Genomic DNA, 25,942 nt, shown 5'->3' with positions numbered 1-25,942 from the left:
GAGGGGCTCGCTTTGCCTACTGACTGGAAAGGACCACCATGCAAACCGCCACCGGACGTGAACTCGCTGCCATCTCGCTGGCGGCCATGCGTGTTCAACTGGCCCAGGCTAAACACAATCGCCGCCGGGTGCCCGTGGTCAGCACACCCGCTGCGGTAGTCCCCATGACCAAGCCGCTGACCCGTGCCCAGCTGGAAGCCCTCGCCTTGCTGGAGTCCGGTTTGCTGGCCATCAATCAACAGATGATCGGTATGGCCAGCCTCAGTCAGAAACTGGCACTGGATGTAACGCCGATTCACTTCGACACCATTCGCGCCCAACTCGGCCAGATTTGGCATGCGCTAGAGACCAAGCAAATGCGTGATCAGGGGGCCAAGCGATGACGTTTCGTCGTGATCCGATCACCACCAAGCCGATTTTGCCAACGCCGATTGAAGAGGCGCGGGAAATCTGGGGGGAATGGTGGGTCAAGCAACTGCGCAAGCAGGCGTGGTTCAGCTTGCCCGAGTACTTCCGCCAGCCGGTCGATGAGTTGGCGATTGCCCACTTTGCCGCCACTGACTGGAAAAAGGGTGTCACGCTGTTCCGCGAGGTCATCAAGGCGATGGACCCGGAAGCCGCCCCCATCAAGCCCGCTGTCACCGATGACGAGTTGACCCGACAGGCACGGGAGCTTGCCAGTCAAGTCACCAGCCTGCCGGCGCTGTTCATACAGCCCATTGATAAGCTGGTGGTGGAGCAGCCACAGTTCACGGCAGCGGACTGGCAACACGGCATGGCGCTGTATCGGGAAATCCTGCAGCAGCTGCAAGGCATCTGTGATCAGGTCAACGCGTCCGCCACCGATGCCGAGTTGGTCGAGCACGCCCAGGCACTGGCGAACCATGTGGCGAGCATTGCCAAATTGCCTTGGGGTGACGATGCCAGCCGCCTGGCACTTGCCAAGCAAGTAGTGATGCGGGTGGAAGCGAAATTGCCAGCAGTGGGCAAACGCGGTGTCACCGTGCAGAGCCTGTTGCTGCGACTGCAAGACCCGAAGTGGTGGCGCCGTCAATTGCGGGTGGTGCATCTGCGCCGCCTGGAAGCCGCTGCCATTCGCATGGGCATGGTGCGTGCAGGTCGGGCGCTGTATGTGTCGGAGGAGGCCTTGCAACGGGTACGTGGCCAGCGTAAGCGCAATCGGGCCATGTTGGAACAAACCGAAGCCATCAACGAACAGGGTGACTGTTACACGCTGGCGGAACTGTCGGATGTGGGTGTCAGCAATCCGAGCGTGCGCTTTGCGGAATTGATGGTAAGGGTGCGGGGATTTGAAGAGATTGCCCGTGAGCGCGGCCATCCGGGCTCGTTTGTGACGATTTCCTGCCCGTCACGCTTTCACGCCTTCATCAAGGCCACCGGCAAAGCCAACCCCAAATACGACGGCAGCACCCCACGGGATGCCCAGGCGTATCTGACCAAGTTGTGGAGTGAGGTGCGGGCCGCACTGCATCAGGAAGGTATCCGGCTGTATGGCTTCCGGGTGGCGGAACCCCACCACGATGGCTGCCCGCACTGGCATTTATTGCTGTTCTCCGAGTCAGCGCAGCATGCCCGCGCCATGCAGGTTCTGTGTGAGTACGCGCTGCGTGAATCCCCGGAAGAGGTCACCGGCTGTGAGGAAGTCCGCGTCAAGGTACTGCCGATTGATCTGCAACTGGGCAGCGCAGCGGGTTACATCGTCAAGTACATCTGCAAGGCGTTGACCGGATGCAAGGTCAACGGTGAATCCATGGGTGACACCTTCGACGGCATCGACGCGCCCGCATTTGCCGAGCGGGTACAGGCATGGGCCAGCGTGTGGGGGATTCGCCAATTTCAACAGCTGGGCGCAGTGCCGGTCACGATCTGGCGGGAATTGCGCCGCCTGAATGCGGGGGAGCTGTCGGAAGACACGCCGCCCGGTGGCGCCGATTGCAGCCTGCAACAAGCGTTACAGGCGCGTGAGCAGCGCGATGCGTTGCAGGCCCAGTTCGGTCACATCGATAGCGAAGGGGCATTGATGGATGCAGCCTTGGCAGCCGATGCCAGCAAGTGGGGGCGGTATGTTGAAGCCATGGGTGGCGTCTATTGCCCACGTAAGGAATTGGCATTGGTCACGCTGAAAGAGCGTGGCGTGGCCAATCAATATGGGGAAGAAACCGGCTGCCGCATTCTCGGGGTGACCGATGCCCAAACCGGGCAGTGTGTCACCACCCGCATCCATGAATGGGAAATCAAACGTCGCGAGCCCCCGGCGAGCACATCCGGTGCGGCGCGCCGCACAGCTTGGACTCGTGTCAATAACTGTAATAACCAGCAGCAAAACGAAGTGGATCTAAAACTACGCGATTTCTATCACCGCCATCGCCGGCCGGTTCCAATCAACTTAATAACGCGATTGGAACGACATAGAAAGGCGCATCTAGAACCAACGTTCGAAGAAATGGCACTTCGGCGCCTGGTTTCCGGCAGTCCGCCCTTTGCGATGGTGCTTCATGATTGGGATGGAGAGGATTGGATTTAAGCGCGTATGTGCGCGTGGGCAGTCTATTTGTTTGAATGATAAGGAAAATAAAAAATGAAAAAACGAAGAATGCAGAAGTACAGGAAAAAGAAAATGCAGCGAGTCGAGTTTGTGCATTTGATGGGGAGTGATTGCCCTATCTGGACAACGTCAGACAATGAAATGCGCAAAATTAGAAATGCCATTCAATACAAATTGGCGAAGGTGCTGAATGCATCTCAAAGGCTGCAGTGCATTAACGACATGCTGAATTTTCTGCTTTACCAGAAACGGCTCGCGGCGTTGCCGGAATTCGAACGAGAAGATGTGAGCTATTCAGTCCATTTCGGTCATCACCCTGCAATGTGGGTTGAGTATCGGAAGCTTGATCCGGAGCAGGCGGAATCACTGTTGACCGACCATATTGGGCAGTGCCTGGATCGGCAATATCAATGGTCATCTTATCTGGACGGCTACACCGACGAGAAACCCGCTTTATGTGCAACGGACATATTTTGAAATGGATCAGCTGGCAGCACTGGCTAGCAACAGAACAGAAACGATTTCTAGCGCAGTTGTTTTGGGCAACTGCGTATAGAACAGAACAAAACATCTCAGATACAAACTAACAAAAAGGAAATGCAATGATTGGAATTCCGAAAACTGGGCAGCTTGCCGCAGCAAAAATCAGCGGAACCTGCTTTGAAGGGCTGAAAGTCGAAACAAGTGACGGTGAACCGGCTCAGTTGGCGATTGTTGATCGCAATGGACGTGTTATCGAAGTGGGTTCAAGTGTGGCAAGAGAGGCTTTCAATGTCACGCTGGGTATCTACAAGAATACATTGATCGGACAAGGCCATGTTCGTGTGTACAGTGAACCACCAGTAGCAGTTGTCCAAAACGTTTCCATGCAAGCGGCTTAGGTAGGCGGCATATGTATCAATGCTATATCGAAAAGTGGCCGTTAGATCGTCGATTTACTCTTGTTCGTGAAGTTTTGTTCGGCATCCCAGCCTTACCATACTTAGCTGTTGTTGATGATTTTGGAAGCTTGGTAAGAATTAACTACCTGTAATGTCCAGATATAGAAAATTTCAGAAGCCCATGCCAAAGACATGGGCTTTTTTAATTTGTTTGCGATTTCTGATTTTCAGCAGAACTGCTGCGAATAGGTGTTTGTTGACACCAATCGGCTGAATCACTAACCTGCGGGGCATGCACTCGGTAGGTGCTGGCACGTCCGCATACGCAAAGCTTTGATGCACTACCAGGCCCGTAGTAGGCCATTCCCAGTCTTGAAATGATAGCTTCACTGAGCGGACCACTGAAGAACTGGAGGCCCTATGCAAGTTACTTTTGCAGATATGATGCATGTCAAACGAGAAGCAAAGAAGCTTGGGCGAGATTTGTCTAAGCGTTCACATGCTCAACTGCTATCGCTCGCCGCTCAGAATCTATTTGGCGTACGAAATTACCACGAACTGAAAAAGAGAAGGCAGCAGGCGCTTGATCAGCATCTCGTCCATTCGGGCAATGTGGCAACCTGTGCCTATTGCGGATGGCTGTTTTGTCCCGATCTGGTTGAAGATCGCAAAGAGCACCAAGCCCGACATGAAAATTTTGAATTGGCTGCCGTTGCCTTGAAGTACACGCCTCAGCATCATGTGGGGCGTGAGGCCAGTAAAAAGCGCGGTTACGCTCTAATGGCTGTTGAAGAAGCAGAAAGCCATGTGGAGGGTGCTTTATTAATATTGCGAGCTTGGTTTGATCGATCATTGGATGCGGCCATCGATGGCGGCTATTGGAAGAATCATCCTGAATTTGAACGGTATGTCAGTTATTTGGTGGGTGACCTACCAGCCTTTCCGCCTGATGTGGTGATGGCGCTTGAAAATCGGTTTGGTCGAGTCGATGGGGTTATTGCAAAAGGCATATCGTACTGGTACCCATCAAAGGAATAGGTGCAGTGAACTAGCGTTCTTCTGATAAACCGGCTTCGGCCGGTTTATCTTTAGAAAGTTGTAACGCCCTGGCAATTCTGTGACATGGCTGACGTATATATTTTGAATTGCCTATGGCTGGCCAAGTGCATCCATGTCCCCCCAGCGCATGACAAGTGATGTGATATGGATCAAGTGCCGAGTTGTATTCATGTGGACGGTGTTCACTGATTGGAGTTGCGCACGATGATGCGTGTACCTAGACATTCTACAACTTGGTTGGCACGAATTTTGGCGGTTTTCCGGCTTTCTGGTTGGCCATCTACAGTGACCTCTCCATTCGAAACTAACATCTTGCCCATGCCACCACTGTCGGCCAGCCCAGTTAGTTTCAGTAATTGATGGAGCTCCACAAATTCGTCACGTAATTCAAATTCGATTTCAGGCATTGGGTATTATTTCTTGAGTACAAGCAAAAAAGCCTACCTGCTTATAGTGCCAAGTAGGGCGCAGTAGCATACTGGTTGGCCTATGCAACCCGCAAGATGAGACTGAGCATCAAGGGATACTTGCCGAGTTGTCATCGAATTAGTCAGCCTTGAATACAAGCAGCTGAAATCCATTTGGCGGATTGCTTGAACGCCATGATCTTGGTTTGTCCCGTCTCGTTTTGCGAGGCGATGTTGAAAGTGCTGGTATAGGCGCTGTCGCCACTCAATGTGACATTCCCAGTCATGTCTGTGCGTCGACCTTTTTCATTGCAACTCATTGTAAATGACCAGCCGTTGTTTCGGGTTGTGATGACTGGTTTCGAGCAATGCTGAGGTGTTTCCACTTCCCCCTGCTTCAGAGACTGGATGCGTTCAGGTTTGATACAGACCTTGACGCTACCGCTGCCCGGATCGTAATGCATACCTTGCTTGCCTATAGCTTGTTGCATTTGAGCCCGTGCTTCCGGTGACATTTTCTTCATCATTTCTTGCATCTGTTTTTGTTGCTGGCGCATGACTTCGGCTTGTGCATCGTTACCGACAATTTCACTGTGAACCTCCCACAAGCCTAGCTTCATATTTGGAAAAGTAACGCCTAGTTGTGGGCCTTTCGCCTGAGTGAGTGGGCAAAGGCCAGTTAGAATCAGGCCGATAGTGAGGACGTGTCTCATGCTTGTACTCCTTGATAATCGATTGGATCATCTGAAAAATGCTGTCTTGATCCAGCATACGCGATTGCACCGTCTGCTGCTTTGTGCGTTCGGCGGGGTACAATAGCCGTTAGTCAACTGAAGCAGATGCAAAATGGAACCAATTCGACTATCCAAGCGCATGGCGGAGCTTGGTTTGTGCTCTCGCCGAGAGGCAGATGAGTATATCGCCAGAGGATGGGTCAAGGTCGACGGTGTGGTGGTCGATCAACTCGGTAGTAAGGTGCTGCTCTCGCAACGCATTGTGTTGGATGCCCAAGCCAAAGCGACACAAAGTCAGCGTGTCACCATTTTGCTGAACAAGCCTGTCGGGTATGTGTCTGGTCAAGCTGAACAGGGTTATAAGCCTGCAGCAACATTGATTACACCTGATCGTCAGTGGCGCGAAGATCCTTCTCGGATTCGTTTTCAACCTGGGCATATGAAAGGGCTGGCCCCAGCAGGACGACTGGATATCGATTCAGTGGGATTGTTGGTACTGACCCAGGATGGTCGTATTGCCAAACAACTGATTGGGGAAGACAGCGGGGTAGAAAAAGAATACCTGGTTCGGGTGGCAGGTAAATTGTCGCCAGATGGCCTGCGCCAACTGAATCATGGTTTGTCACTGGATGGCCAAGCCCTAAAGCCAGCGAAAGTATGGTGGCAAAACGAAGACCAGCTGCGTTTCATTTTGCGTGAAGGCAAAAAGCGCCAGATTCGTCGTATGTGTGACTTGGTTGGCCTGAAAGTGGTTGGCTTGAAGCGAATTCGAATTGGAAAAGTGATGTTGGGTAATTTGCCACAGGGACAATGGCGGTATCTGTCAGCAGACGAATCATTCTGAAGCGAATGTGGGTGTGGGCATTCGGGATATTGTAGTGCTTGATACGCAAGCAGTGGCGCCTGAAACATTCGATCTGATGCCTGAAAGAAGTGTTGAAGGTTTGGGTGCTCAACAGGTGTGGAATTATTTTACGGATGTGACAAGTGAATTCAGTACTGGCATTTGGGAGGGTGGCATTGCTAGTTGGTGTGTCTAGTATGCTGACAACGAATTTTGCCATTTGCTGGCGGGTAAAGTTGAAATCAAGAGTGAGCAGGGTGGGTACATCATGCTGTCAGCAGGTAGTACTTTTATGATTCCAGTTGGTTTTAAAGGTACATGGCGAGTACTTGAGCCGGCACGTAAGTTGTATGTGGTTTTCGAACCAGGTAAGTCAGTTGAATGACAGGGTCGAAGTTTTTCTGTTCATCCGGTAAAATGTCAGTAATTTCTTAATGTTAGCGGCGGGGCACAGAGCCCCGTTGGTTTTTTCAGGATAGTAGGTACGATGGACAGCAACGTTCAGGCCGAGGCCGCGCGCAAGGCAGAATTCAACGTAAATAAGCTTACCAAGCGATTGCGACATGCAGTAGGTGAGGCAATCAACGACTTCAGCATGATTGAGCCAGGTGACAAGATCATGGTTTGTCTGTCAGGTGGCAAAGATAGCTATGCCATGCTTGATATTTTGATGAACCTGCAAAAACATGCCCCGATTGATTTTGAACTGGTGGCTGTCAACTTGGATCAGAAACAGCCAGGTTTTCCTGAGCACGTTCTGCCGGATTACCTCGCGAAAATTGGCGTGCCGTTCCGAATTGTTGAGGAAGATACCTACAGTATTGTCAAACGTGTCGTACCGGAAGGTAAAACCACATGCGGACTGTGCTCCCGCCTGCGTCGTGGTATTTTGTATCGAGTGGCAGACGAATTAGGTGCAACCAAGATCGCTTTGGGTCATCACCGTGACGATATGTTGGAAACCCTGTTTCTAAACATGTTTTATGGCGGAAAGTTGAAATCCATGCCACCTAAATTGGTATCGGATGATGGCCGCCATGTGGTAGTCCGTCCGCTTGCCTACTGCCGTGAAAAGGACCTGGAAAAATACGCTGTGATGCGGGCTTTTCCGATCATTCCATGTAACCTGTGTGGTTCACAGCCCAATTTGCAGCGGCAAGTAGTCAAGGACATGCTCAACCAATGGGACAAGAAATTCCCAGGGCGCATCGAAACCATGTTTACAGCGTTGCAAAATGTAGTGCCATCCCATTTGGCAGATCCGAACCTATTCGATTTCCGCGGCCTTCAACCTACTGGTTTACCCAACCCTGATGGTGATAAGGCTTTCGATAAGGAAACCTTTACCGATCCTGTGTCTGCTGAGGCTATTGTGGCCTTTCCCAATATTCTGGCCAGCAAGCGGGCAACGGGCTGCGAATAATGGGCCTGTTTGGAAGCAAACGACTGTATAAGTCGACTGGGATGCATGGTCAGGTCGATGTTAGCGAGGAAAAAGGTATTCGCTCGCTCCACCTCGGGTCAATTACCGTGCAGAGTTCGATGAAGGTATCGGCACCCGATGAATTGGTATTGGAATACACCCGTTGCATGATGGGTTTTCTGCTGTTTCATGCAGATCCCAGGCAGATTGTAACGATTGGCTTGGGTGGGGGCTCAGTCGTCAAATGGATCTATAGGTACCTACCTAATGCCATCAATCTGGTGGTGGAAATCAACCCGCAGATTGTACAAGTTGCACGGGCTATGTTTTGCGTGCCGTCCGACGATGATCGATTGCAGATCCTGTTGGAGGATGGCGCTTGCTATGTGGCTGGCCGCAATGAGGTGGCAGATGTCATGTTGGTGGATGGCTATGACGGTTATGAAATCGTTGAGCAGTTGAATACCGAGGCGTTTTACCAGCATTGTCGCGATGCACTGACACAGGATGGCGTGTTGGTGGTTAATCTGTGGGGAAACCACCGCTTGTTTGATACTTGGCTACAACGTATTGAGCGCGTATTTGACGGTCATGTGGCCTGTTTGCCCGCACAAACCAAAGGCAATGTCACGGTTCTGGCTTTCAAGCGTTCGCCAGGCAATCCTAAATGGACGGATTTGCGTGACCGGGCGAAAGCCTTGGAGCAGCAGTATGGCTTGGAATTCCCAGTTTTTGTGAGTCAGCTTGGCAAGTTGAATATGCATTCGGATAAGCGTCTGCTGATATAGTCCTAGTGCAGCAAACGGCTGTAGTAACGACGCTTTCCATCCCTTCCGAAATGTGAAAAAATCGAGCCAACTACACAATTTGGTAATTTACCATGCTCGACAAGGACGGCTATCGCCCTAATGTCGGCATCATACTTTGTAACGCAAGAAATCAGGTTTTTTGGGGGAAGCGGATACGCGAACACTCTTGGCAGTTTCCACAAGGTGGCATCAAGCCCGGGGAGTCTCCCGAGCAAGCGATGTACCGAGAGCTGTTGGAGGAAGTCGGCCTGGAATCACGCCATGTGCGTATTTTGGGTCGTACCAAGGACTGGTTGCGTTACAACGTGCCGACCAACTGGATTCGTCGCGAATGGCGCGGCAGCTATAAAGGGCAAAAGCAGATCTGGTTTTTGCTCAGATTGGTCGGGCGAGATTGCGATGTCAGTCTTCGCAAGACCAATCACCCGGAGTTTGATGCCTGGCGATGGAATGATTATTGGGCGCCGATCGATAGTGTGATTGAATTCAAGCGTGATGTGTATGCGCTGGCACTGAAGGAACTCGAACGCTATCTGATGTCTGACCACCGTCGAACGCGTAATGGCGAATCTCGCTGAATGCAAGGGGCCGGCGTTATGTCGGCACTTTGTTTGCTATAACTTGTCAATCAAGTCTCTCTTTTGGGCCTTTGATCGGCCTTTAAACGTTTCCTTATGACTGCATACGAAAGCCTTCGTCAAAATCTTCAACTTCATCCTCGAACTTGGCTTGTCACCGGCGCAGCCGGCTTTATCGGTTCGAATTTGGTTGAAACCCTGCTTAAGCTGGATCAGCAAGTGTTTGGTCTGGATAACTTTGCCACCGGGCACCGCCACAATCTGATGCTGATCAACAGCAGCGTCACGGAGGCCCAATGGCAACGTTTCCGTTTCATTGAGGGCGATATCCGTGAGCTTGCTGATTGTCAGCAAGCAGTGATGGGTGTTGATTATGTGTTGCATCAAGCAGCTTTGGGTTCGGTTCCGCGTTCTTTGGAAGATCCGATTACCAGTAACGCAGCCAATATCACGGGTTTTCTCAATATGCTGGTTGCAGCACGGGATGCCAATGTGAAACGCTTCGTTTATGCCGGATCCAGCTCTACTTATGGCGATCACCCGTCTTTGCCCAAGGTGGAAGATGTCATTGGTCGCCCTCTCTCGCCTTATGCCGTCACCAAATTTGTGAATGAGCTGTATGCAGATGTGTTTGCACGAAGCTATGGCATGGAAGTGATTGGTCTGCGTTACTTCAACGTATTTGGTCCGCGGCAAGATCCAAATGGTGCTTACGCAGCAGTCATTCCAAAATGGTTGTCTGCGATGATTCGCGGGGAGGCGTTGTATGTAAATGGGGATGGCGAGACTACGCGCGATTTCTGTTACATCGCCAATACGGTACAAGCAAACTTGTTGGCTGCGACATCATCGAATCCCGATGCCGTCAACCAAGTCTATAATGTGGCTGTGGGCGGGCGTACCAGCTTGAACCAGCTGTTGGCAATGATGCAGCGGGTATTGATGCCACATTACCCACATCTGGCCAGTTTTCAACCCATCTATCGGCCCTTCCGGGCTGGTGATGTACGTCATTCCCAGGCCGACATTGGCAAGGCGCAGCAATTGCTTGGCTATGAGCCAAGCCATACCATCGAACAAGGTTTGCAGGAAGCCATCGACTGGTACATGAAATCGCTGGCTTGACTGTTGTGCCGCCTGTGGAATGATGTGATGCACTTGGAAAGTACATTGCATGATTCTCGTCACAGGCGGCGCCGGCTTCATCGGCGCAAATTTCGTTCTCAATTGGCTGGCTCAATCTGACGAGCCAGTACTCAATCTCGACAAACTTACCTACGCGGGCAATCTGGATAATCTGGCATCTCTTAAAGGGGATGCACGACATGTGTTTGTGCATGGCGATATCGGGGATCGTGCTTTGGTCGATCAAATGCTAGCGACCTATCAGCCGCGGGCTGTATTGAACTTTGCAGCTGAGAGTCATGTGGATCGTTCCATCCATGGTCCTGAAGACTTCATCCAGACCAATGTGGTTGGCACCTTTCATCTGCTGGAGTCGATCCGGGCGTATTGGATGTCGCTGAGCAGTGAGTTTAAAGCAACGTTTCGCGTCCTTCATGTGTCGACTGACGAAGTATACGGCTCGTTGACTCATGACGATGCCCCGTTTACCGAGCAACACCGCTATGAGCCAAACAGTCCTTATTCGGCATCCAAAGCAGCATCTGACCATTTGGTCAGAGCTTATCATCATACATATGGTTTGCCGGTCCTCACGACCAATTGTTCCAATAATTATGGCCCTTACCATTTCCCCGAGAAACTGATCCCATTGATGATTCTGAATGCGCTGAGCGACAAGCCGTTACCTGTGTATGGTGATGGCTTGAATGTGCGGGATTGGTTGTATGTTACTGATCATTGCTCGGCTATCCGCACGGTGCTGGCAGACGGCGTGTTGGGGGAGACGTATAACGTTGGTGGTTGGAACGAAAAGACCAATATCGAGGTGGTCACCACGATCTGCCGTATTCTGGACGAATTGAAGCCTCGTACCGATGGGCAATCCTATGTCGATCAGATTACTTATGTCAAAGATCGCCCAGGCCATGACCGGCGGTATGCCATTGACGCGCATAAACTTGAAAGGGAATTGGGTTGGACGCCGGCAGAAACATTTGATACTGGCATACGCAAGACGGTGCAATGGTATTTGGATCACCCTGGCTGGGTGGCCAATGTCACCAGCGGGACATATCGAGAGTGGGTCAGTCGGCAATATGGTTGAACAACTAAGGTTATGAATTTCATGTTGTCTGCGGGGTATCGGCGATGCTCTGTCGATCAGAAAGGTAGGTCGCGATGAAAGGTATCATTCTGGCGGGTGGCTCCGGTACAAGGCTACATCCGATTACGCAGGCTGTGTCGAAGCAGTTGTTGCCGATTTACGATAAGCCAATGATCTATTACCCGCTGAGTACGCTGATGTTGGCTGGTATTCGGGATGTTTTGGTGATTTCCACGCCACAGGATACGCCGCGTTTTCAGCAACTCCTGGGAGATGGTCATAAATGGGGTATGCAGTTTACCTATGCAGTGCAGCCCTCGCCGGATGGCTTGGCGCAGGCCTTCATCATTGGTGAATCCTTTATTGGTGATGATCGTTGCGCTCTGGTACTGGGGGACAATATTTTCTATGGTCATGACCTGGCGACCCCCCTGCAAGCTGCCGCGGCCAAGGAGAATGGTGCTACCGTCTTCGCTTACCCAGTGACTGACCCTGAGCGTTATGGTGTGGTGGAGTTTGACGACAACGGCCATGCCGTCAGCCTGGAAGAAAAACCCAAACAACCCAAATCCCGTTATGCGGTAACGGGACTCTATTTCTATGATCGCCAAGTCATAGAAATCGCCAAATCCATCAGACCATCGCCCAGAGGTGAGTTGGAGATAACCGATGTCAATAATCGGTATCTGCAGCTCAATCAGCTGGATGTGATTACGATGGGGCGTGGCCATGCTTGGTTGGATACAGGTACACATGAGTCGTTACTGGAAGCGAGTCTTTTTATCCAGACTTTGGAAAAGCGCCAAGGCCTAAAGGTCGCCTGCCCAGAAGAAATCGCCTACCGTATGGGCTATATCGACCCGGAGCAGGTTCGCCGCTTGGCGGCGCCCTTATCTAAAACCGGTTATGGCCAATATCTGTTGCGAATCCTGGAAGAGAAAGTGTTTTGATGCAGTTGATTGATACCAGAATTCCAGATGTCAAACTGATCGTCCCGAAAGTATTTGGTGATGAGCGTGGCTTCTTTTATGAGAGTTTTAATACCCGCTTGTTCAATGAGTTGACGGGCATCAAGCTGGACTTTGTTCAGGACAACCATTCAAAATCTGCGAAAGGCGTATTACGCGGCTTGCACTACCAGATTCAACATGCTCAAGGCAAGCTCGTGCGGGTGGTGGCTGGTGAAGTGTTCGACGTGGCTGTGGATATTCGCCGCAGCTCGCCCACATTTGGGCAATGGGTGGGAGAAATCCTGTCTGCTGACAATAAACGCATGATGTGGGTGCCACCTGGCTTTGCTCATGGCTTTGTGGTGGTGTCCGAGACGGCTGAGTTTCTTTACAAGACCACTGACTACTGGTACCCAGAGTTTGAGCGTGCCATAGCCTGGGACGATCCGATCTTGGCAATCTCTTGGCCATTGCTCGATAAACCAACTTTGTCAGCCAAAGATCGTCAGGGTATTGTGTTGTCACAAGCAGAGGTCTATCCATGAACCGTCCAACCATTCTGGTTACAGGTAGGGAAGGGCAAGTTGGCTGGGAGCTATCGCGTACCTTGGCGCCACTGGGACATGTGGTGGCATTGAGTCGGCGTGAGGTTGACTTGACTAATGCCAGGCAAGTGCGCGATGCATTACGTACCTTCAAACCTGCGTTGATAGTCAATCCTGCGGCCTATACCGCTGTGGATAAGGCGGAGAGCGATTTGGTGACTGCCCGTGCCGTCAATGCCATTGCACCGGCAGTGATGGCCGAAGAGGCCTGCACATTGGGTGCGACGTTGATCCATTACTCCACCGACTATGTGTTTGACGGCATCAAGGCAGCACCTTATTTGGAAACGGATGCTACCAATCCACTGAATGCCTATGGACAAACCAAGCTGGAAGGTGAACAGGCCTTGACCGCATCTGGTGCACATCATCTATGCCTACGTACCAGCTGGGTGTATGGCGCCCGAGGTGGCAACTTCATGCGGACGATCATGCGCCTTGCACAAGAACGAGAAGAACTGAAGATTGTTGCTGATCAGATCGGCGCGCCAACTTGGAGCCGACTGGTTGCAGAAGCGACCGCACAAATTGTGGCTCAGCGTTGGGCTCAGGATCGTGATGGTCTGGCTGATGTATCGGGCATCTATCACCTCACTGCAGCGGGTGAAACCAGCTGGTTTGGGTATGCCTCGGCAATTCTGGATGGGCTGCATCTGCTGCCGGGCTGGGAAAACAAACGGCTGGCCACGTTGTTACCCATCCCGTCCAACGAGTATCCGGTACCGGCCAAGCGTTCACCGTATTCAGTGATGTCCAACCAGAAATTGCAGGAAACTTTCCATCTGACATTGCCGGATTGGCATTTCTCACTGCAACAAGTGTTGGCTGGTTTGGTTGTGAACTGATTGGCGAGTGGCCTGCAAAAGACTAAAGTAGAATAGTGTTGGTTCGTATTGTCAGCTTGACGCTGCCTTCTCGCATGCAAGTTAAAGAAAAACAAATCGTTCGAATTATTCCTGCCAGACTGCAGTCATTTCCTCCGGAGGTCGCCCGTTTTTTTGACCGTCGCAAAGGCATGGTCGAAGAGATTTATGTGCCAATCGGGCAGACCTATCCTTGTGCTCGGGTGCGCTGGTTTGCCAAGCATGCAACGGAGCGTGAAAAGGAAATGGAGCATTTACTGGAAGACTTGGAACCGGCGACTTAGCTTGGTAGCTGGTTTATAACAGCAGCTTACACCTTATCTGATTGAAAATTAGGTGCTTTTTGTGATATCTTCCGCCGATTTCGCGGAACGCCGGTATTATTCCAAATGACCAAGAAAATTTTTATCAAGACCTTCGGCTGCCAGATGAACGAGTATGACTCGGACAAAATGGTGGATGTAATGAATGCGTCTGAAGGTATGATCAAGACAGACAATCCGGAAGAAGCAGATGTCATCCTGTTCAATACCTGTTCGGTACGTGAAAAGGCGCAGGAAAAGGTATTCTCTGACCTGGGCCGCATCAAGCATTTGAAGCAGCAGAATCCTAATCTGGTCATTGGGGTAGGGGGCTGTGTCGCGAGTCAAGAGGGCGATACCATCGTCAAACGTGCACCTTATGTAGACGTGGTGTTTGGCCCGCAAACGTTGCACCGACTGCCGGAATTGATTGCTGAGTGTAAGCATAGTGGTCACGCCCAAGTTGATATTTCATTTCCTGAAGTCGAAAAGTTTGATTACTTGCCGCCTGCCAAGGTTGATGGTGCGACGGCTTTCGTGTCAATCATGGAAGGTTGCTCTAAATACTGTAGCTTCTGTGTCGTGCCTTATACCCGTGGCGAGGAGGTTTCCCGACCGTTTGAAGATATCTTGACCGAGATTGCGGGTTTGGCCCAACAAGGGGTTAAGGAAGTCACGCTGCTTGGACAGAACGTCAATGCCTATCGTGGGCCGATGGCTGATGGCGAGATTGCCGACTTTGCGTTATTGCTGGAGGTTGTACATGAAATGCCAGGTATTGAGCGTATCCGCTATACCACCAGCCATCCCAAAGAAATGACTCAACGGGTGATTGATTGCTATGCCACGCTACCAAAGCTGGTATCTCATTTGCATCTGCCCGTACAGGCAGGCTCCGATCGGGTGTTGATGAACATGAAGCGTGGCTACACGGTGCTGGAATACAAATCAGTCATCCGAAAATTGCGTGCCGCACGACCTGATCTGAGCCTGAGCTCCGACTTCATTGTTGGTTTCCCAGGGGAGACGGAAGCCGACTTTGAGGCCACTATGAAGCTGATTGAGGATGTGGGTTTTGATACGTCATTTTCATTCGTCTACAGTCGCCGTCCTGGTACTCCAGCGGCGGAACTGCTTGACGACACGCCACAGGACATCAAACTCAAACGACTGATGCGTCTGCAAAAGCGTATTGAAGACATGGCAAGTGATATCTCTCAACGTATGGTTGGAACTATCCAACGTGTATTGGTGGAACGGCCATCCCGCAAAGATGAAAAAGAACTGGCAGGTCGTACCGACAATAATCGCATGGTGAATTTTGTTGGTAATCCACGTTTGATCGGTCATTTTGTCGATGTTCGTATTACCGAAGCTATGTCACATAGTTTGCGCGGTGAGGTCGTCACAACCGAGACGGTCGAGGCATAATAGCGGCTGGGCATGGTGCCCAGCCTGCCAATTCGTTTTCCCCCTGGCGGGCTCAACTCACGGAAGGCCTGCTATCTTGAAACTGTTCGCTGTCTGGCTAATCAATGCGGTGTGCCTGTTGCTGGTGACGCAATTGGTGCCCGGCATCTATATTGATGGATTGGTGCGGGCTCTGATCGTGGCATTGGCACTGGGCCTGATCAATACCTTTGTCCGCCCGATTCTCAAATTGCTGACCTTACCGATCACTGTATTGACACTGGGGCTGTTCAGCTTAGTGCTGAATGCATTGTTGTTCTGGTTGGTATCCTATGTAGTCAAAGGTTTCCATGTATCTGGCTTTGGTGCTGCATTCTGGGGCGCCTTGTTGTATGGTGTGCTGTCCTGGCTCGCCAGCTTGATGTTGTTGGGTGACGATAAATCAAATTGACCGGGGTATGAGCTGGAAGGGTATTGGGAGCCTGTACCCTACCTTGGAAAAATATTCTGTGCGTTAGCCTGTTCCGCCTCGGCGTCGAGTGGCTAACATGTGATGAATTCTCGGTATTGGCGTAAGCCATGCCTGTTAAGTGATCGATGAATCAACTCAAAATTCCAGCAGCCCTGATGCGAGGTGGTACCAGCAAAGGACTGTTCTTCCGTGCTGACACGTTACCGGCTGATCCGGCCATGGCCAACCGCATTCTGTTGCGCGCCATTGGTAGTCCGGACCCATATGGCAAGCAGATCGATGGTGTCGGTGGTGGTACTTCCAGTACCAGTAAAGTGGTGTTGGTGAGCGTTTCCAGTCGTGATGATGCTGATGTGGATTACCTGTTTGGGCATGTTTCCATTGAAGATGGTTTGATCGATTTTTCTGGTAATTGTGGCAATTTGACCGCTGCTGTCGGGCCATTCGCAATTGAAGAAAAATTGGTCACGGCAGAAGAAGGCATCACCACCATCCGCATCTGGCAGGCCAACATCAATAAGCTGATTGTGGCTTATGTACCGGTCAAGTATGGTCAGCCGGTTGTCGAGCAGGATTTTCAGTTTGATGGTGTGGCCTTTCCGGGTGCCGATATCAAGTTGGAGTTTCTTGATCCGGCTGGTGGGAGTGTCGGTAAATTGTTCCCGACAGGCAATAAAACCGATACGTTGGAGCTGGCAGGGATTGGCAAGATCAAGGTGACGTTGATTGATGCTGGTAACCCGACAGTATTTGTCAAAGCTAAAGATCTTGGTTTGACTGGTTTGGAAAATCAGGTAGAGGTGAATCATCAGGTGGCGTTGCTCAGCAAGCTGGAGACCATTCGAGCCCATGCTGCAGTCGCGATGGGGTTGGCTGCAACAGTGGAAGACGCGACGACTAACCGCCCAGCAACACCCAAGATCAGTTTTCTGGCCAAACCTGCCGACTTTGTTTCATCCAGTGGCAAGGCGGTCAGCAAGGCAGACTATGACTTGTCGGCACGCATTGTCTCGATGGGTAAATTGCATCATGCTTATACCGGTACCGGCGCTATTGCATTGACTGTTGCGGCATATATCCCGGGCACTGTCGTATCACAGACCATTGGCAAGGCGTTGGATGCCAGCCGGACTTTGCGTTTCGGGCAGCCGTCAGGCGTGACTGAAATGGCTGCAGATGTGCAAGGTAAGGGGACGGAATGGACTGTCAGTAAAGTGGTGATGCATCGTAGTGCCCGCCGTTTGATGGAGGGTAGTGTCCTGATTCCGATGCCCCCGGAATTGGCGCCAGCGCCACCTCAGGCACCTGCGTCCAGTGAGCCAAATGTCTGGGTGGATTCGAAGCCCGACAAATTGGGTAAAGCAAAAGATAAAATCAAGGATAAGACGCGTACTAAGGGTAAGACCAAGAAAGCCGCCAAAGTGATGCCAGAGCCTTCGGTACATACAACTCCCCCAACCTTGGGAGCCGGTTCGGTGGTCGTCACTAGCGAAGTAATTACCACACCCGTCGCTACATCGTCTTCCGTCGTCGGCCAGACCCAAGGTAATGCCACAGCAGCTGAATTCGTCGATGGTGAAGGAAAGCCTGCCAAATCACGTCGCCGTCGCCGTCGTAAACCCAAGGTTAAAGCTGGTGAAGAGGCATGATTGGGTTAGGTGGGTTACATCACGTTGCGTTGATTTGTAGTGATTATTCGCGTTCGCGTTACTTCTATACCGTTGTGTTGGGGCTGCGGGTGATCGCTGAAACCTGGCGTGCAGAACGCGAGTCATGGAAGCTGGATCTGGCACTGCCGGATGGCGTCCAGCTTGAACTATTCTCCTTTCCTTCGCCACCGGCCCGACCAACCCGGCCAGAAGCCTGTGGCCTCCGACATTTGGCATTGCGGGTAGCGAATCTGGATGCAGCGTTGGCCCACCTCAGGGCATATAGCGTGGAGGTTGAACCAGTACGGGTGGATGAGCTGACCAAGCGGCGTTTTGCTTTCTTTCAGGACCCCGACGGATTGCCATTGGAGTTGTACGAGGACTAAGCATGCATACGACTGGATTGCCGACCACGCTGGGCGACCTGCATGTGCGCAATCTGGCATGGTTGGCTACCGCGCCAGGTCTGGCTTCTGCAGTGCCGGTCAACTCATGTGATGCCTGTTTGACTGATGCATGGTATGCCCGATGTGGTGAAGTGCTGGCGACGTGGTTGCAGGTACAAGATGCTTCACCACAGACTTTGCATGCTCATGTCGCCCCGTTTGTGGTAGGTCGGCTGGGCTACTATGTGGAAGCGCTGCTGGCTTACTTGTTTGAGCATGCGCCTGGATTTGGTCTGATTGCCCAACATCTGCTGATCAAGCGTGGTCAGATCACCATCGGCGAGCTGGATTTTCTGGCCCAATTACCTGAATTCGGTTTGAGCCACGTTGAGTGCGCTTTCAAGTTGTTCCTGCAAACGGGTAATGGCCCGACATCCCTGGTGGGACCCAATCCTGCCGATCGTCTGGATTTGAAGTTACAGCGGTTGCAAACACATCAATTGCCAATGTCGGCTCAGCCTGAGGCGTTGGCAATGATGCCGGTACGGCCGGGGCAGGCATTGGCTTGGCTGAAAGGCTGGTTATTCTATGCTTGGCACGACTGGCAAGCGGGTCAATGGTTGCATCCCAATGGTTGGTGGGTGTATTGGCGGCCCTCAGAGCGCCCCGACTGGCTCAATCCCACTTGCCAATATGCAATTCTGCCCAAAGTGAATTGGGTCGCAACGGTTACGCAACACCAAGTGACAACATATGACACGCAGACCTTACATGCCATATTAGCCCAGCGTTTCAGTACCCATCCACGGCCAATGCTGATTGCCGAACTAGTACAAATGTCATATCGCGACTGGCAGGAACGTAGTCGCGGCTTTATTGTGCCATCCAGTTGGCCAGCTTTTGCTGCAGATTCTTCCAAACCCATATCATGAAACATTTACTGATTGTGTACGCCAGTCAGAGTGGGCGAACTTTCATGATGGCGGAAAGTGCACGGCGTGGTGCAATGGCTTTTGCCGATGAGGTTGAATGGCGTGTGCTGCCCGCTTTGCAGGCTGGATTGGATGACCTGTTGTGGTGTGATGCTATCTTGATGGGGACACCTGAGAATTTTGGGTATATGTCTGGTGCGTTGAAGGATTTTCTTGATCGCACCTATTACCCGGCACAAGGTTTGGTGGAGGGGCTGCCATTTGCGGTGTTCATCAGTGCAGGAAATGACGGTACGGGCGCATTGGCTGCGATTGAACGAATTGCGAGGGGGTATCCGCTACAACGGGTTGCAGAGCCGATCATCTGCAAAGGTGAACTGACAGCGGATGCCTTGCGAGCCTGTGAAGAGCTGGGTGCAACGCTTGCAGCCGGGTTGAGTTGTGGTTTGTTTTAGGCGGATTTGATGGATATGGACGCTTTTCCACCTGGGCAATGGGTGGTGTATATACTGCGTTGTGGCGATGATTCATTGTATACCGGGGTGACCAATAACTTGGCGAAGCGAATTAACGAACATGTTCAAGGCACCGGCGCTCGTTATACGCGCAGCCACTTACCTGTGAATCTGGCATACGTGGAGCTGGTCGAAGGGAAAAGCCAAGCATTGAAACGAGAGATCGCCATCAAGCGTCTGCCCAGGGCACAGAAACTGGTGCTACTGATGATAGGTTCACAAAAAGGCGAATGAGGAGTCCGCACCCTCATTCGCCGTGAAATGCCCGTCGTTTCCTACGGTATTGTATGAACAAGGCTTTTGGATACGACAGGGTCAGGATTTCGCACGCTGCTTGAAGTAGTTGATCAGCCGGTTGGTTGAGCTGTCATGATGTTGGGCAGGCAACGGATTCATCAGTTCCCCATGGATGGTGGTGGCCAATTGCTTGCCAAGCTCCACGCCCCACTGGTCAAAGCTGTTGATACCCCAAATTACCCCTTGAGTAAAAATCTTGTGTTCATACAAGGCAATCAATGCACCCAGGGTTTTAGGATCGAGCCGATGTAGCAACAGTGTGTTGGAAGGACGATTACCTTCAAAAATCTTGTGCGGCAACAGTCGTTCTGCGTTTTCGCCATCGATACCTTGCGCCAATAATTCGGTGCGCACTTCTGCTTCAGTCTTGCCACGCATGAAAGCTTCTGCTTGGGCAAAGAAATTGGCCAGTAATATCTGATGGTGATCGGGTAACGTGCTGGGGTTCTCGATGGATGCAATGAAATCGATCGGGATCAGTTGCGAACCTTGGTGCAGCATCTGAAAGTAGGCATGTTGGCCGTTGATGCCTGTTTCACCCCAGATCACACCGCTGGTCTGGTAATCCACCCGTTTACCATCCATCCGGACTGATTTTCCGTTCGACTCCATATCCAACTGTTGCATGTATGCAGGCAAGCGATGAAGGCTCTGGTTATAGGGTGCAATCACCTGGCTGGCTGCGCCGTGGAAGTTGCCATACCAGATACCCAGCAGTGCCAGAATGACCGGCATGTTCTTTTCCAGCGGTGCATTGCGGAAGTGCTGATCCATCATGTGTGCACCGGTCAGCAATGCCTGGAAGTGTTCTTTACCCAGCAACAGTGCGATCGGCAAGCCAATAGCCGACCACAGTGAATAACGGCCACCGACCCAGTTCCAGAATTCGAACATGTTGTTGGTATCGATCCCGAATTCGGAGACGGCCTTGGCATTGGTCGATACTGCCACGAAATGTTTGGCAATCGCCTTCTCGTCACGAGAGGATCGTAAGAACCAGTTACGCGCGGTATGCGCATTGGTGAGTGTTTCGGAAGTGGTAAATGTCTTTGACTCAATCACGAACAAGGTCGTGGCCGTATGGCACTTGCGAAGGACATCGGCGATCTGTGCACCATCCACATTTGACACGAAATGCATGTTGAGGCGCGGGTGACCATAGGTTTTCAGCGCTTCGCATACCATCAATGGACCAAGGTCAGACCCCCCGATACCAATGTTGACAATATCGGTAATCGGCTGGCCCGTGTAACCCAACCATTCGCCATGACGAACCCGGTCGCAGAAGCTACCAATCCGGGTCAGCACTGTATTGACCTTGGGCATTACATCGTCACCATCCACGTAAACTGGCGTATTCGCGCGGTTACGTAGGGCGGTATGCAACACAGCACGGTTCTCTGTGACGTTGATCTTTTCGCCAGAAAACATGGCGGCGATCTTCTGGGGTAGGTTTTCCTGCTTGGCGAGATCAATCAGTAGGCGCTGGGTTTGATCGGTGACACGGTTTTTGGAGTAATCGAGCAGCATGTCGCATACCTCGATTGACATCCGTTCCGCCCGCCCAGGGTCGTGTTGAAACAACTCGCGTAGATGCAAATGCCGGGTTTGCTCGAAATGGGCCTGCAGCGCAAGCCAAGCTGGAGATTGGGTAAGGCTGGACATCGTGATTCCCGTGCAGATTTCAGCCCGGAAATCGGCATGCCAAGCCAAATGGCACCGATACAGGCAGAAATTATAATTACATTCGAATCCCGCAAGGCAAGCGCTGACCAAGGTCTGCTTGCTAGCGGCAGCGTTTTGTCACCCTGCTGTCAGGTTGTGTTGATGGAACCGGTGTACCCCGGTTTCCAGTCATGCCCAGGCGCTTGTGGCACCTGATTTACTCAAAGCCGCGTACGCGCTTTTCCTTCAGGATGCGTTTGACCTGCTCCAGCTGCCTGATCAGCTCGGGCCCACGGCGTAGCGATACGCCTACCGCCAGTGCATCAATGATCGCCAGATGAACGATTCGCGCCACCATCGGTGTATAGATATCCGGGTCTTCAGGGGTATCGGCATACAATGCAACATGGCAGTACTGGGCCAAGGGTGAGTTGCTACGGGTAATGCCAACCACTTTGGCACCTACTTCTCGGGCAATCTGCACACTTCGGATCAAGTCCGCAGTACGACCGGTATTGGAAATGGCTACCACAGCATCACCCGGCTGCAACATGGTCGCTGCCATACCGTGGATGTGTGGATCGGAATAGGACACGGTGGGGACACCCAACCTGAAGAACTTGTGCTGGGCATCGGCGGCAATAATGCCAGAGTTACCTAAACCGTAGAACTCAATCTTGTTGGCACTGGCCAGAATGCCTACTGCCTGTTGCAGCGAATCTGGATTCATCTCATTGCGTGTGCGGAGCAGGCTTGAGACGCAATTGTCAAAAACCTTGGCGATCAGGTCGTGTGGACTATCACCTGACATGACTGACTGATGCACATAAGGCACGCCAGATACCAGGCTTTTCGTCAATCGAAGCTTGAAGTCCTGCAGGCCATTGCAGTCCAGACTCCGGCAGAAACGGATCACGGTGGGCTGGCTGACACCTGCCTGATCGGCAATCGTGGCAATTGGGGCGCTGGCGACCATGTTGGGCTGGGCCAGTACCAGTTCGGCGACTTTTCGTTCCGATTTGGAGAGACTGTCCAGCACTTCCTGAATTTTGTTCAGCATGTATCAGCCCTTCTTTCGCTTGAGTCGGCTGTCGATCAGCCGTTATGGTTGTGGGTACACCCCTGCCAAGGGCAGGTAGTCAGCAGGCCAGCTGGGCTGGCCGCCAATGGATCATCAGTTGTTGGCAGAAGCTGATTGCAGTGCGCGTGCTGCACCTGTCAGCGCCGGGTATTTGGCATGGATCACAAAGGTAGGGATGCCACGCAAATACGTTTCAAAACGACCCTTTTGTTCAAACCGTGTGCGGAAAGGGGATTGTTCAAAGTAAGCCCCCAGTTTGGGTACGATCCCCCCCCCAATGAACACCCCGCCTCTTGCACCCAGTGTTAGCGCCAGATCTGCTGCTACCGTGCCCAACATGGCACAGAAGGTGGCCAGTGTTTCTGTACAGATGGGGCAGGTGTTGGCAATACCTTGTTCGGTAATCTGTGCAGGTGTCCGGTCTTCACTGGGTAGGTCATGCAGTTGGGCAATGGCGTGGTACAGTATTGGCAGCCCCAGTCCAGACAATACGCGCTCTGCCGATACATGTGGGAAATCACGGCGGATCAGGTTGACGATGGCGGATTCCCGATCATTGAATGCCGGTAAGGTAACGTGACCACCTTCGCCTTCCAGCGGTGCATAACCGCCGGGGTAAGGGACCAATCCTGATACGCCGAGGCCGGTGCCGGCACCCAGTAACGCGATCGGTGCGTGTTCAACCGGCAGTCCGCCACCAATCTGTACTAGATCGGTCTTCGCCAATGCGGGTAATGACAAAGCCAATGTGGTGAAGTCGTTCAACACCAGTAGCTTGTCCAACTGCAATTTGCTACGTAGTGCCTCGATTGAGAATGACCAATGGTGATTGGTCATCTTGACGAGGTCACCGGTCACCGGATTGGCTATACCCACGGCAGCCCAACGCGGGCGTTGCGTGCCGGTCTGTGCCAGATAGTGCTCAATAGCCTCTAATGGCGTAGGGTAATCTGCGCAGGCCAGGGTTTGAATGTGTTCGAACTGGCCATTTTCAACCAGTTGAATGGCAAAGCGGGCATTGGTGCCGCCAATATCGCCCAGCAGGCGAGGAAAGCTGTCAGGCTGTCCAATAGACATGTAAAGGTACCTTGTTTTGCTGAATGGCGAATCGGATCGGCAATGCTTCAATTGGACCGGCTTGCTGTGCCTGATCAAACACCTCGCGCTTCTTGGCGCCACTGATGTGCAGGAATAGATGGCGAGCTTGGCTGATGCTGTGCGCAGTGAGTGACATCCGAGGGTGCGGGGCATGCTTGGGGTTGACTGTACACAATAAAGCCTGGCTGCTCAGGCCATGCGCCAACTCATCCGCATCCGGGAACAGGGATGCTGTGTGTCCATCATCCCCCATACCAAGAATGATTGCGTCAAAGGGGAATGGTGCTGCTGCATAGGCTTGTGTCAGCGCGCTCAACCCAGCTTCCGGGCTGGGCTCGGCGTTCTTCATCGGGATGAATCGCGCCACACTGGCGGCGTGTTGTAGCAGATTGTCCTGCACCAATTTTGCATTGCTGTCGCTGTGATCTGCGCCAACCCAGCGTTCGTCAACCAATGTAATGGTAATCTGCGACCAGGGAAGTGCCGCTTGCGACAATGCTTTGAAAAAGCCGAGTGGTGTACGCCCACCGGATACCGCCAAGCTGGCTTGACCGCGAACAGCGACAGCATCCCGCAGAACGTTGCCAACACGTGTCGCCAGTGCTTGGTCCAGTTCGCTGGGGGAGTCAAATAAATGTTCAATGACAGCCATTACACTTCCTCATGCCAGGCTAAACCATCACGTGACAACAGCGCGCTGGAAGCCGCCGGGCCCCAGGTACCGGCGGTGTAGGTCTTGGGTTTTTCGGTACTTTGCTCCCAGGCGTCGATGATGGGTTCGACCCAACGCCAAGCGGCTTCCTGTTCGTCACGACGTACAAACAAGGTCAGTTTGCCACGTACAGCGTCCATCAACAGGCGTTCATAAGCTTCCAGGCGACGGGTTTTGAAGGTTTCTTCAAAATCCAGGTTGAGATGGACCTGCCCCAGGTTCATTGCATCGCCAGGCTGCTTGGCCAGTAAATACAACTTCATCGACTCTTCAGGCTGCATGCGGATTACCAAACGATTGAACCCGTGGCCCGCAGGCATGCCAAAAATGGAATGGGGCACATCGCGGAAGTTGATCACGATTTCCGCAACTTTTTCCTGCATACGCTTGCCCGTACGCAGGAAGAACGGTACACCTGCCCAACGCCAGGTGTCGATTTCTGCCTTGATGGCGACAAAGGTTTCAGTGCGGCTGTCGGATGGAATTTCCTGCTCATCCAGATAGCCTGGTACCGGTTGTCCTGCAGCAGCACCGGCACGGTACTGGCCGCGAACGGTTTTGGCGACTACATCATTGGGTGTGAATGGCTTCAGCGCACGCAGTACCTTTAGTTTTTCGTCGCGGACCGCGTTAGAGTCAATGCTGGACGGCGGCTCCATGGCGACAATGCACAGCAGTTGCAACAGGTGGTTTTGCACCATGTCGCGCAGTGCGCCAGTCTTGTCATAGAAATCGCCACGCGATTCCACGCCAATCTGTTCCGCAACGGTAATTTGCACATCCCGCACCCATTCGCGGCGCCACAAGGGTTCGAACAGTGCATTGCCAAACCTTAGTGCGAGCAGATTCTGTACAGGTTCTTTGCCTAGATAATGGTCAATGCGGTAAATCTGATTTTCTGCAAAGAAACGGCCCACTGCGTCGTTGATCGCTTGGGATGAAGCCAAATCATGGCCAAGCGGTTTTTCCAGTACCACTCGGGAGTTGGGTGTCACCAGACCGGCATTGGCCAGATTCTCACAAGTGGCGGTAAACAAGCTGGGGGCCGTTGACAGGTAATAGACACGGATGCGTTCTCTAAAGCTATCCAGCACTGTTGCCAGATCGGCAAAGTGTGTTGGGTTCTGCGCATCTACACGTTGATAGGCAAGACGCTGTGCAAAGCTGGCCCAGACCTGCTTGTCGAATGCAGCACCGAGATATTGAGCACAGTGTTTCTCAGCTGTGGCAATGTAGTCATCACTACTCAGGTTGCTACGTGCCACACCAATGATGCGCGAACCTTCACCCATCTGTCCGTCGCGATGTTGGTGGTAAAGCGCGGGTAACAACTTACGCATTACCAAATCACCAGTCCCACCGAACAAAATCATGTCAAACGTTTGCACCGCAGCCACAGCTTATCCTTTCTTCTGTCTCGTGCGCTGTGAGTAAGGTCAACAGGCGCATTGGGGTCCATCCTGAATCCTTGGCA

General features: G+C 52.2%; 29 protein-coding genes and 1 pseudogene. 23 read left to right on the top strand and 7 right to left on the bottom strand.

The features are described from left to right. Positions 1 to 38: 38 nt before the first annotated feature. From FFS57_RS02015 to FFS57_RS01995, 5 genes are all read left to right on the top strand, one after another. The gene (locus tag FFS57_RS02015) at positions 39 to 383 is read left to right on the top strand and encodes a hypothetical protein (RefSeq protein ID WP_137936083.1); all 345 of its coding nucleotides are present in this window, start codon (positions 39 to 41) and stop codon (positions 381 to 383) included. Beyond that, on the top strand, positions 380 to 2,545 hold the full coding sequence (locus FFS57_RS02010; protein ID WP_137936082.1) for a replication endonuclease: 2,166 nt from the start codon (positions 380 to 382) through the stop codon (positions 2,543 to 2,545). Before FFS57_RS02015 ends, FFS57_RS02010 begins: the two co-directional genes overlap by 4 nt. A gap of 54 nt (positions 2,546 to 2,599) precedes the next feature. Then, positions 2,600 to 3,043 (top strand): hypothetical protein, encoded by a 444-nt coding sequence (locus FFS57_RS02005; RefSeq protein ID WP_137936081.1) that lies wholly within the window; start codon positions 2,600 to 2,602, stop codon positions 3,041 to 3,043. 125 nt (positions 3,044 to 3,168) lie between these two features. Beyond that, positions 3,169 to 3,447, top strand: a complete 279-nt coding sequence (locus FFS57_RS02000; protein ID WP_137936080.1) for a hypothetical protein — start codon at positions 3,169 to 3,171, stop codon at positions 3,445 to 3,447. A 420-nt stretch (positions 3,448 to 3,867) separates the two neighbouring features. After that, entirely contained in the window at positions 3,868 to 4,485 is a 618-nt protein-coding gene (locus tag FFS57_RS01995) for a hypothetical protein (protein WP_137936079.1), read from the top strand. Between the two features lie 203 nt (positions 4,486 to 4,688). On the opposite strand, the gene FFS57_RS01990 is transcribed toward FFS57_RS01995, so the two are convergent. Beyond that, positions 4,689 to 4,913, bottom strand: a complete 225-nt coding sequence (locus FFS57_RS01990; protein ID WP_171013512.1) for an RNA-binding S4 domain-containing protein — start codon at positions 4,911 to 4,913, stop codon at positions 4,689 to 4,691. A gap of 143 nt (positions 4,914 to 5,056) precedes the next feature. After that, positions 5,057 to 5,626 (bottom strand): DUF3617 domain-containing protein, encoded by a 570-nt coding sequence (locus FFS57_RS01985; protein WP_137936078.1) that lies wholly within the window; start codon positions 5,624 to 5,626, stop codon positions 5,057 to 5,059. A 133-nt stretch (positions 5,627 to 5,759) separates the two neighbouring features. Here FFS57_RS01985 and FFS57_RS01980 point away from each other — a divergent pair, with 133 nt between their 5' ends. The 18 genes and pseudogenes from FFS57_RS01980 to FFS57_RS01895 all read left to right on the top strand — a co-directional run bounded on the left by FFS57_RS01980 (position 5,760) and on the right by FFS57_RS01895 (position 19,849). After that, positions 5,760 to 6,491, top strand: a complete 732-nt coding sequence (locus tag FFS57_RS01980; RefSeq protein ID WP_137936077.1) for a pseudouridine synthase — start codon at positions 5,760 to 5,762, stop codon at positions 6,489 to 6,491. A 214-nt stretch (positions 6,492 to 6,705) separates the two neighbouring features. Then, positions 6,706 to 6,876: pseudogene (locus FFS57_RS26205) on the top strand (cupin domain-containing protein); the annotation flags it as partial. Positions 6,877 to 6,978: 102 nt separating this feature from the next. Continuing rightward, positions 6,979 to 7,914 (top strand): tRNA 2-thiocytidine(32) synthetase TtcA, encoded by a 936-nt coding sequence (gene ttcA / locus FFS57_RS01970; RefSeq protein ID WP_137936075.1) that lies wholly within the window; start codon positions 6,979 to 6,981, stop codon positions 7,912 to 7,914. After that, positions 7,914 to 8,702 (top strand): polyamine aminopropyltransferase, encoded by a 789-nt coding sequence (locus tag FFS57_RS01965; RefSeq protein ID WP_137936074.1) that lies wholly within the window; start codon positions 7,914 to 7,916, stop codon positions 8,700 to 8,702. Before ttcA ends, FFS57_RS01965 begins: the two co-directional genes overlap by 1 nt. Positions 8,703 to 8,794: 92 nt before the next feature. After that, positions 8,795 to 9,301: an RNA pyrophosphohydrolase gene (locus FFS57_RS01960; protein WP_137936073.1), complete on the top strand. Its 507-nt coding sequence runs from the start codon at positions 8,795 to 8,797 to the stop codon at positions 9,299 to 9,301. A 96-nt stretch (positions 9,302 to 9,397) separates the two neighbouring features. Beyond that, positions 9,398 to 10,426 (top strand): SDR family oxidoreductase, encoded by a 1,029-nt coding sequence (locus FFS57_RS01955; RefSeq protein ID WP_137936072.1) that lies wholly within the window; start codon positions 9,398 to 9,400, stop codon positions 10,424 to 10,426. A gap of 49 nt (positions 10,427 to 10,475) precedes the next feature. After that, positions 10,476 to 11,531 (top strand): dTDP-glucose 4,6-dehydratase, encoded by a 1,056-nt coding sequence (gene rfbB / locus FFS57_RS01950; RefSeq protein ID WP_137936071.1) that lies wholly within the window; start codon positions 10,476 to 10,478, stop codon positions 11,529 to 11,531. Positions 11,532 to 11,605: 74 nt separating this feature from the next. Continuing rightward, the gene (gene rfbA / locus FFS57_RS01945) at positions 11,606 to 12,481 is read left to right on the top strand and encodes a glucose-1-phosphate thymidylyltransferase RfbA (protein WP_137936070.1); all 876 of its coding nucleotides are present in this window, start codon (positions 11,606 to 11,608) and stop codon (positions 12,479 to 12,481) included. Continuing rightward, positions 12,481 to 13,026 (top strand): dTDP-4-dehydrorhamnose 3,5-epimerase, encoded by a 546-nt coding sequence (gene rfbC / locus FFS57_RS01940; RefSeq protein WP_137936069.1) that lies wholly within the window; start codon positions 12,481 to 12,483, stop codon positions 13,024 to 13,026. Before rfbA ends, rfbC begins: the two co-directional genes overlap by 1 nt. Continuing rightward, positions 13,023 to 13,931, top strand: coding sequence for a dTDP-4-dehydrorhamnose reductase (gene rfbD / locus FFS57_RS01935; protein ID WP_137936068.1), 909 nt, complete (start codon positions 13,023 to 13,025; stop codon positions 13,929 to 13,931). The genes rfbC and rfbD overlap by 4 nt, the downstream gene beginning before the upstream one ends. 74 nt (positions 13,932 to 14,005) lie before the next feature. Continuing rightward, positions 14,006 to 14,233: a hypothetical protein gene (locus tag FFS57_RS01930; protein ID WP_171013510.1), complete on the top strand. Its 228-nt coding sequence runs from the start codon at positions 14,006 to 14,008 to the stop codon at positions 14,231 to 14,233. A gap of 105 nt (positions 14,234 to 14,338) precedes the next feature. Then, positions 14,339 to 15,682: a tRNA (N6-isopentenyl adenosine(37)-C2)-methylthiotransferase MiaB gene (miaB, locus tag FFS57_RS01925; protein ID WP_137936066.1), complete on the top strand. Its 1,344-nt coding sequence runs from the start codon at positions 14,339 to 14,341 to the stop codon at positions 15,680 to 15,682. Between the two features lie 76 nt (positions 15,683 to 15,758). Continuing rightward, on the top strand, positions 15,759 to 16,112 hold the full coding sequence (locus FFS57_RS01920; RefSeq protein ID WP_249383848.1) for a phage holin family protein: 354 nt from the start codon (positions 15,759 to 15,761) through the stop codon (positions 16,110 to 16,112). Between the two features lie 146 nt (positions 16,113 to 16,258). Then, positions 16,259 to 17,782 carry a 2-methylaconitate cis-trans isomerase PrpF gene (gene prpF / locus FFS57_RS01915; RefSeq protein WP_137936064.1) on the top strand — a complete coding sequence of 508 codons (1,524 nt, stop codon included), beginning with the start codon at positions 16,259 to 16,261 and terminating at the stop codon, positions 17,780 to 17,782. Then, positions 17,779 to 18,168 (top strand): SMU1112c/YaeR family gloxylase I-like metalloprotein, encoded by a 390-nt coding sequence (gene gloA2 / locus FFS57_RS01910; RefSeq protein WP_137936063.1) that lies wholly within the window; start codon positions 17,779 to 17,781, stop codon positions 18,166 to 18,168. Before prpF ends, gloA2 begins: the two co-directional genes overlap by 4 nt. A 2-nt stretch (positions 18,169 to 18,170) precedes the next feature. Continuing rightward, positions 18,171 to 19,100 carry a DUF1853 family protein gene (locus FFS57_RS01905; RefSeq protein ID WP_137936062.1) on the top strand — a complete coding sequence of 310 codons (930 nt, stop codon included), beginning with the start codon at positions 18,171 to 18,173 and terminating at the stop codon, positions 19,098 to 19,100. Beyond that, positions 19,097 to 19,555 carry a flavodoxin family protein gene (locus tag FFS57_RS01900; protein ID WP_137936061.1) on the top strand — a complete coding sequence of 153 codons (459 nt, stop codon included), beginning with the start codon at positions 19,097 to 19,099 and terminating at the stop codon, positions 19,553 to 19,555. The genes FFS57_RS01905 and FFS57_RS01900 overlap by 4 nt, the downstream gene beginning before the upstream one ends. 9 nt (positions 19,556 to 19,564) lie before the next feature. Further along, positions 19,565 to 19,849 (top strand): GIY-YIG nuclease family protein, encoded by a 285-nt coding sequence (locus FFS57_RS01895; RefSeq protein ID WP_137936060.1) that lies wholly within the window; start codon positions 19,565 to 19,567, stop codon positions 19,847 to 19,849. Positions 19,850 to 19,930: 81 nt separating this feature from the next. On the opposite strand, the gene pgi is transcribed toward FFS57_RS01895, so the two are convergent. The 5 genes from pgi to zwf all read right to left on the bottom strand — a co-directional run bounded on the left by pgi (position 19,931) and on the right by zwf (position 25,808). Further along, a complete protein-coding gene (gene pgi, locus FFS57_RS01890) occupies positions 19,931 to 21,577 on the bottom strand; it encodes a glucose-6-phosphate isomerase (RefSeq protein WP_137936059.1) in 1,647 nt (548 codons plus the stop codon). Positions 21,578 to 21,794: 217 nt separating this feature from the next. After that, positions 21,795 to 22,637: a transcriptional regulator HexR gene (gene hexR, locus FFS57_RS01885; RefSeq protein WP_137936058.1), complete on the bottom strand. Its 843-nt coding sequence runs from the start codon at positions 22,635 to 22,637 to the stop codon at positions 21,795 to 21,797. Between the two features lie 114 nt (positions 22,638 to 22,751). Further along, positions 22,752 to 23,735, bottom strand: coding sequence for a glucokinase (locus FFS57_RS01880; RefSeq protein WP_137936057.1), 984 nt, complete (start codon positions 23,733 to 23,735; stop codon positions 22,752 to 22,754). Then, positions 23,716 to 24,408: a 6-phosphogluconolactonase gene (pgl, locus tag FFS57_RS01875; RefSeq protein ID WP_137936056.1), complete on the bottom strand. Its 693-nt coding sequence runs from the start codon at positions 24,406 to 24,408 to the stop codon at positions 23,716 to 23,718. Before pgl ends, FFS57_RS01880 begins: the two co-directional genes overlap by 20 nt. Then, positions 24,408 to 25,808 (bottom strand): glucose-6-phosphate dehydrogenase, encoded by a 1,401-nt coding sequence (zwf, locus tag FFS57_RS01870; RefSeq protein WP_249383847.1) that lies wholly within the window; start codon positions 25,806 to 25,808, stop codon positions 24,408 to 24,410. Before zwf ends, pgl begins: the two co-directional genes overlap by 1 nt. Positions 25,809 to 25,942: the final 134 nt, after the last annotated feature.

Origin of the sequence: Chitinivorax sp. B, from assembly GCF_005503445.1 — a bacterium.
Lineage (GTDB): Bacteria > Pseudomonadota > Gammaproteobacteria > Burkholderiales > SCOH01 > Chitinivorax.
The sequence above is the reverse complement of the archived record's forward strand: the minus strand, read 5'-3'. Positions and strand labels throughout refer to the sequence as shown.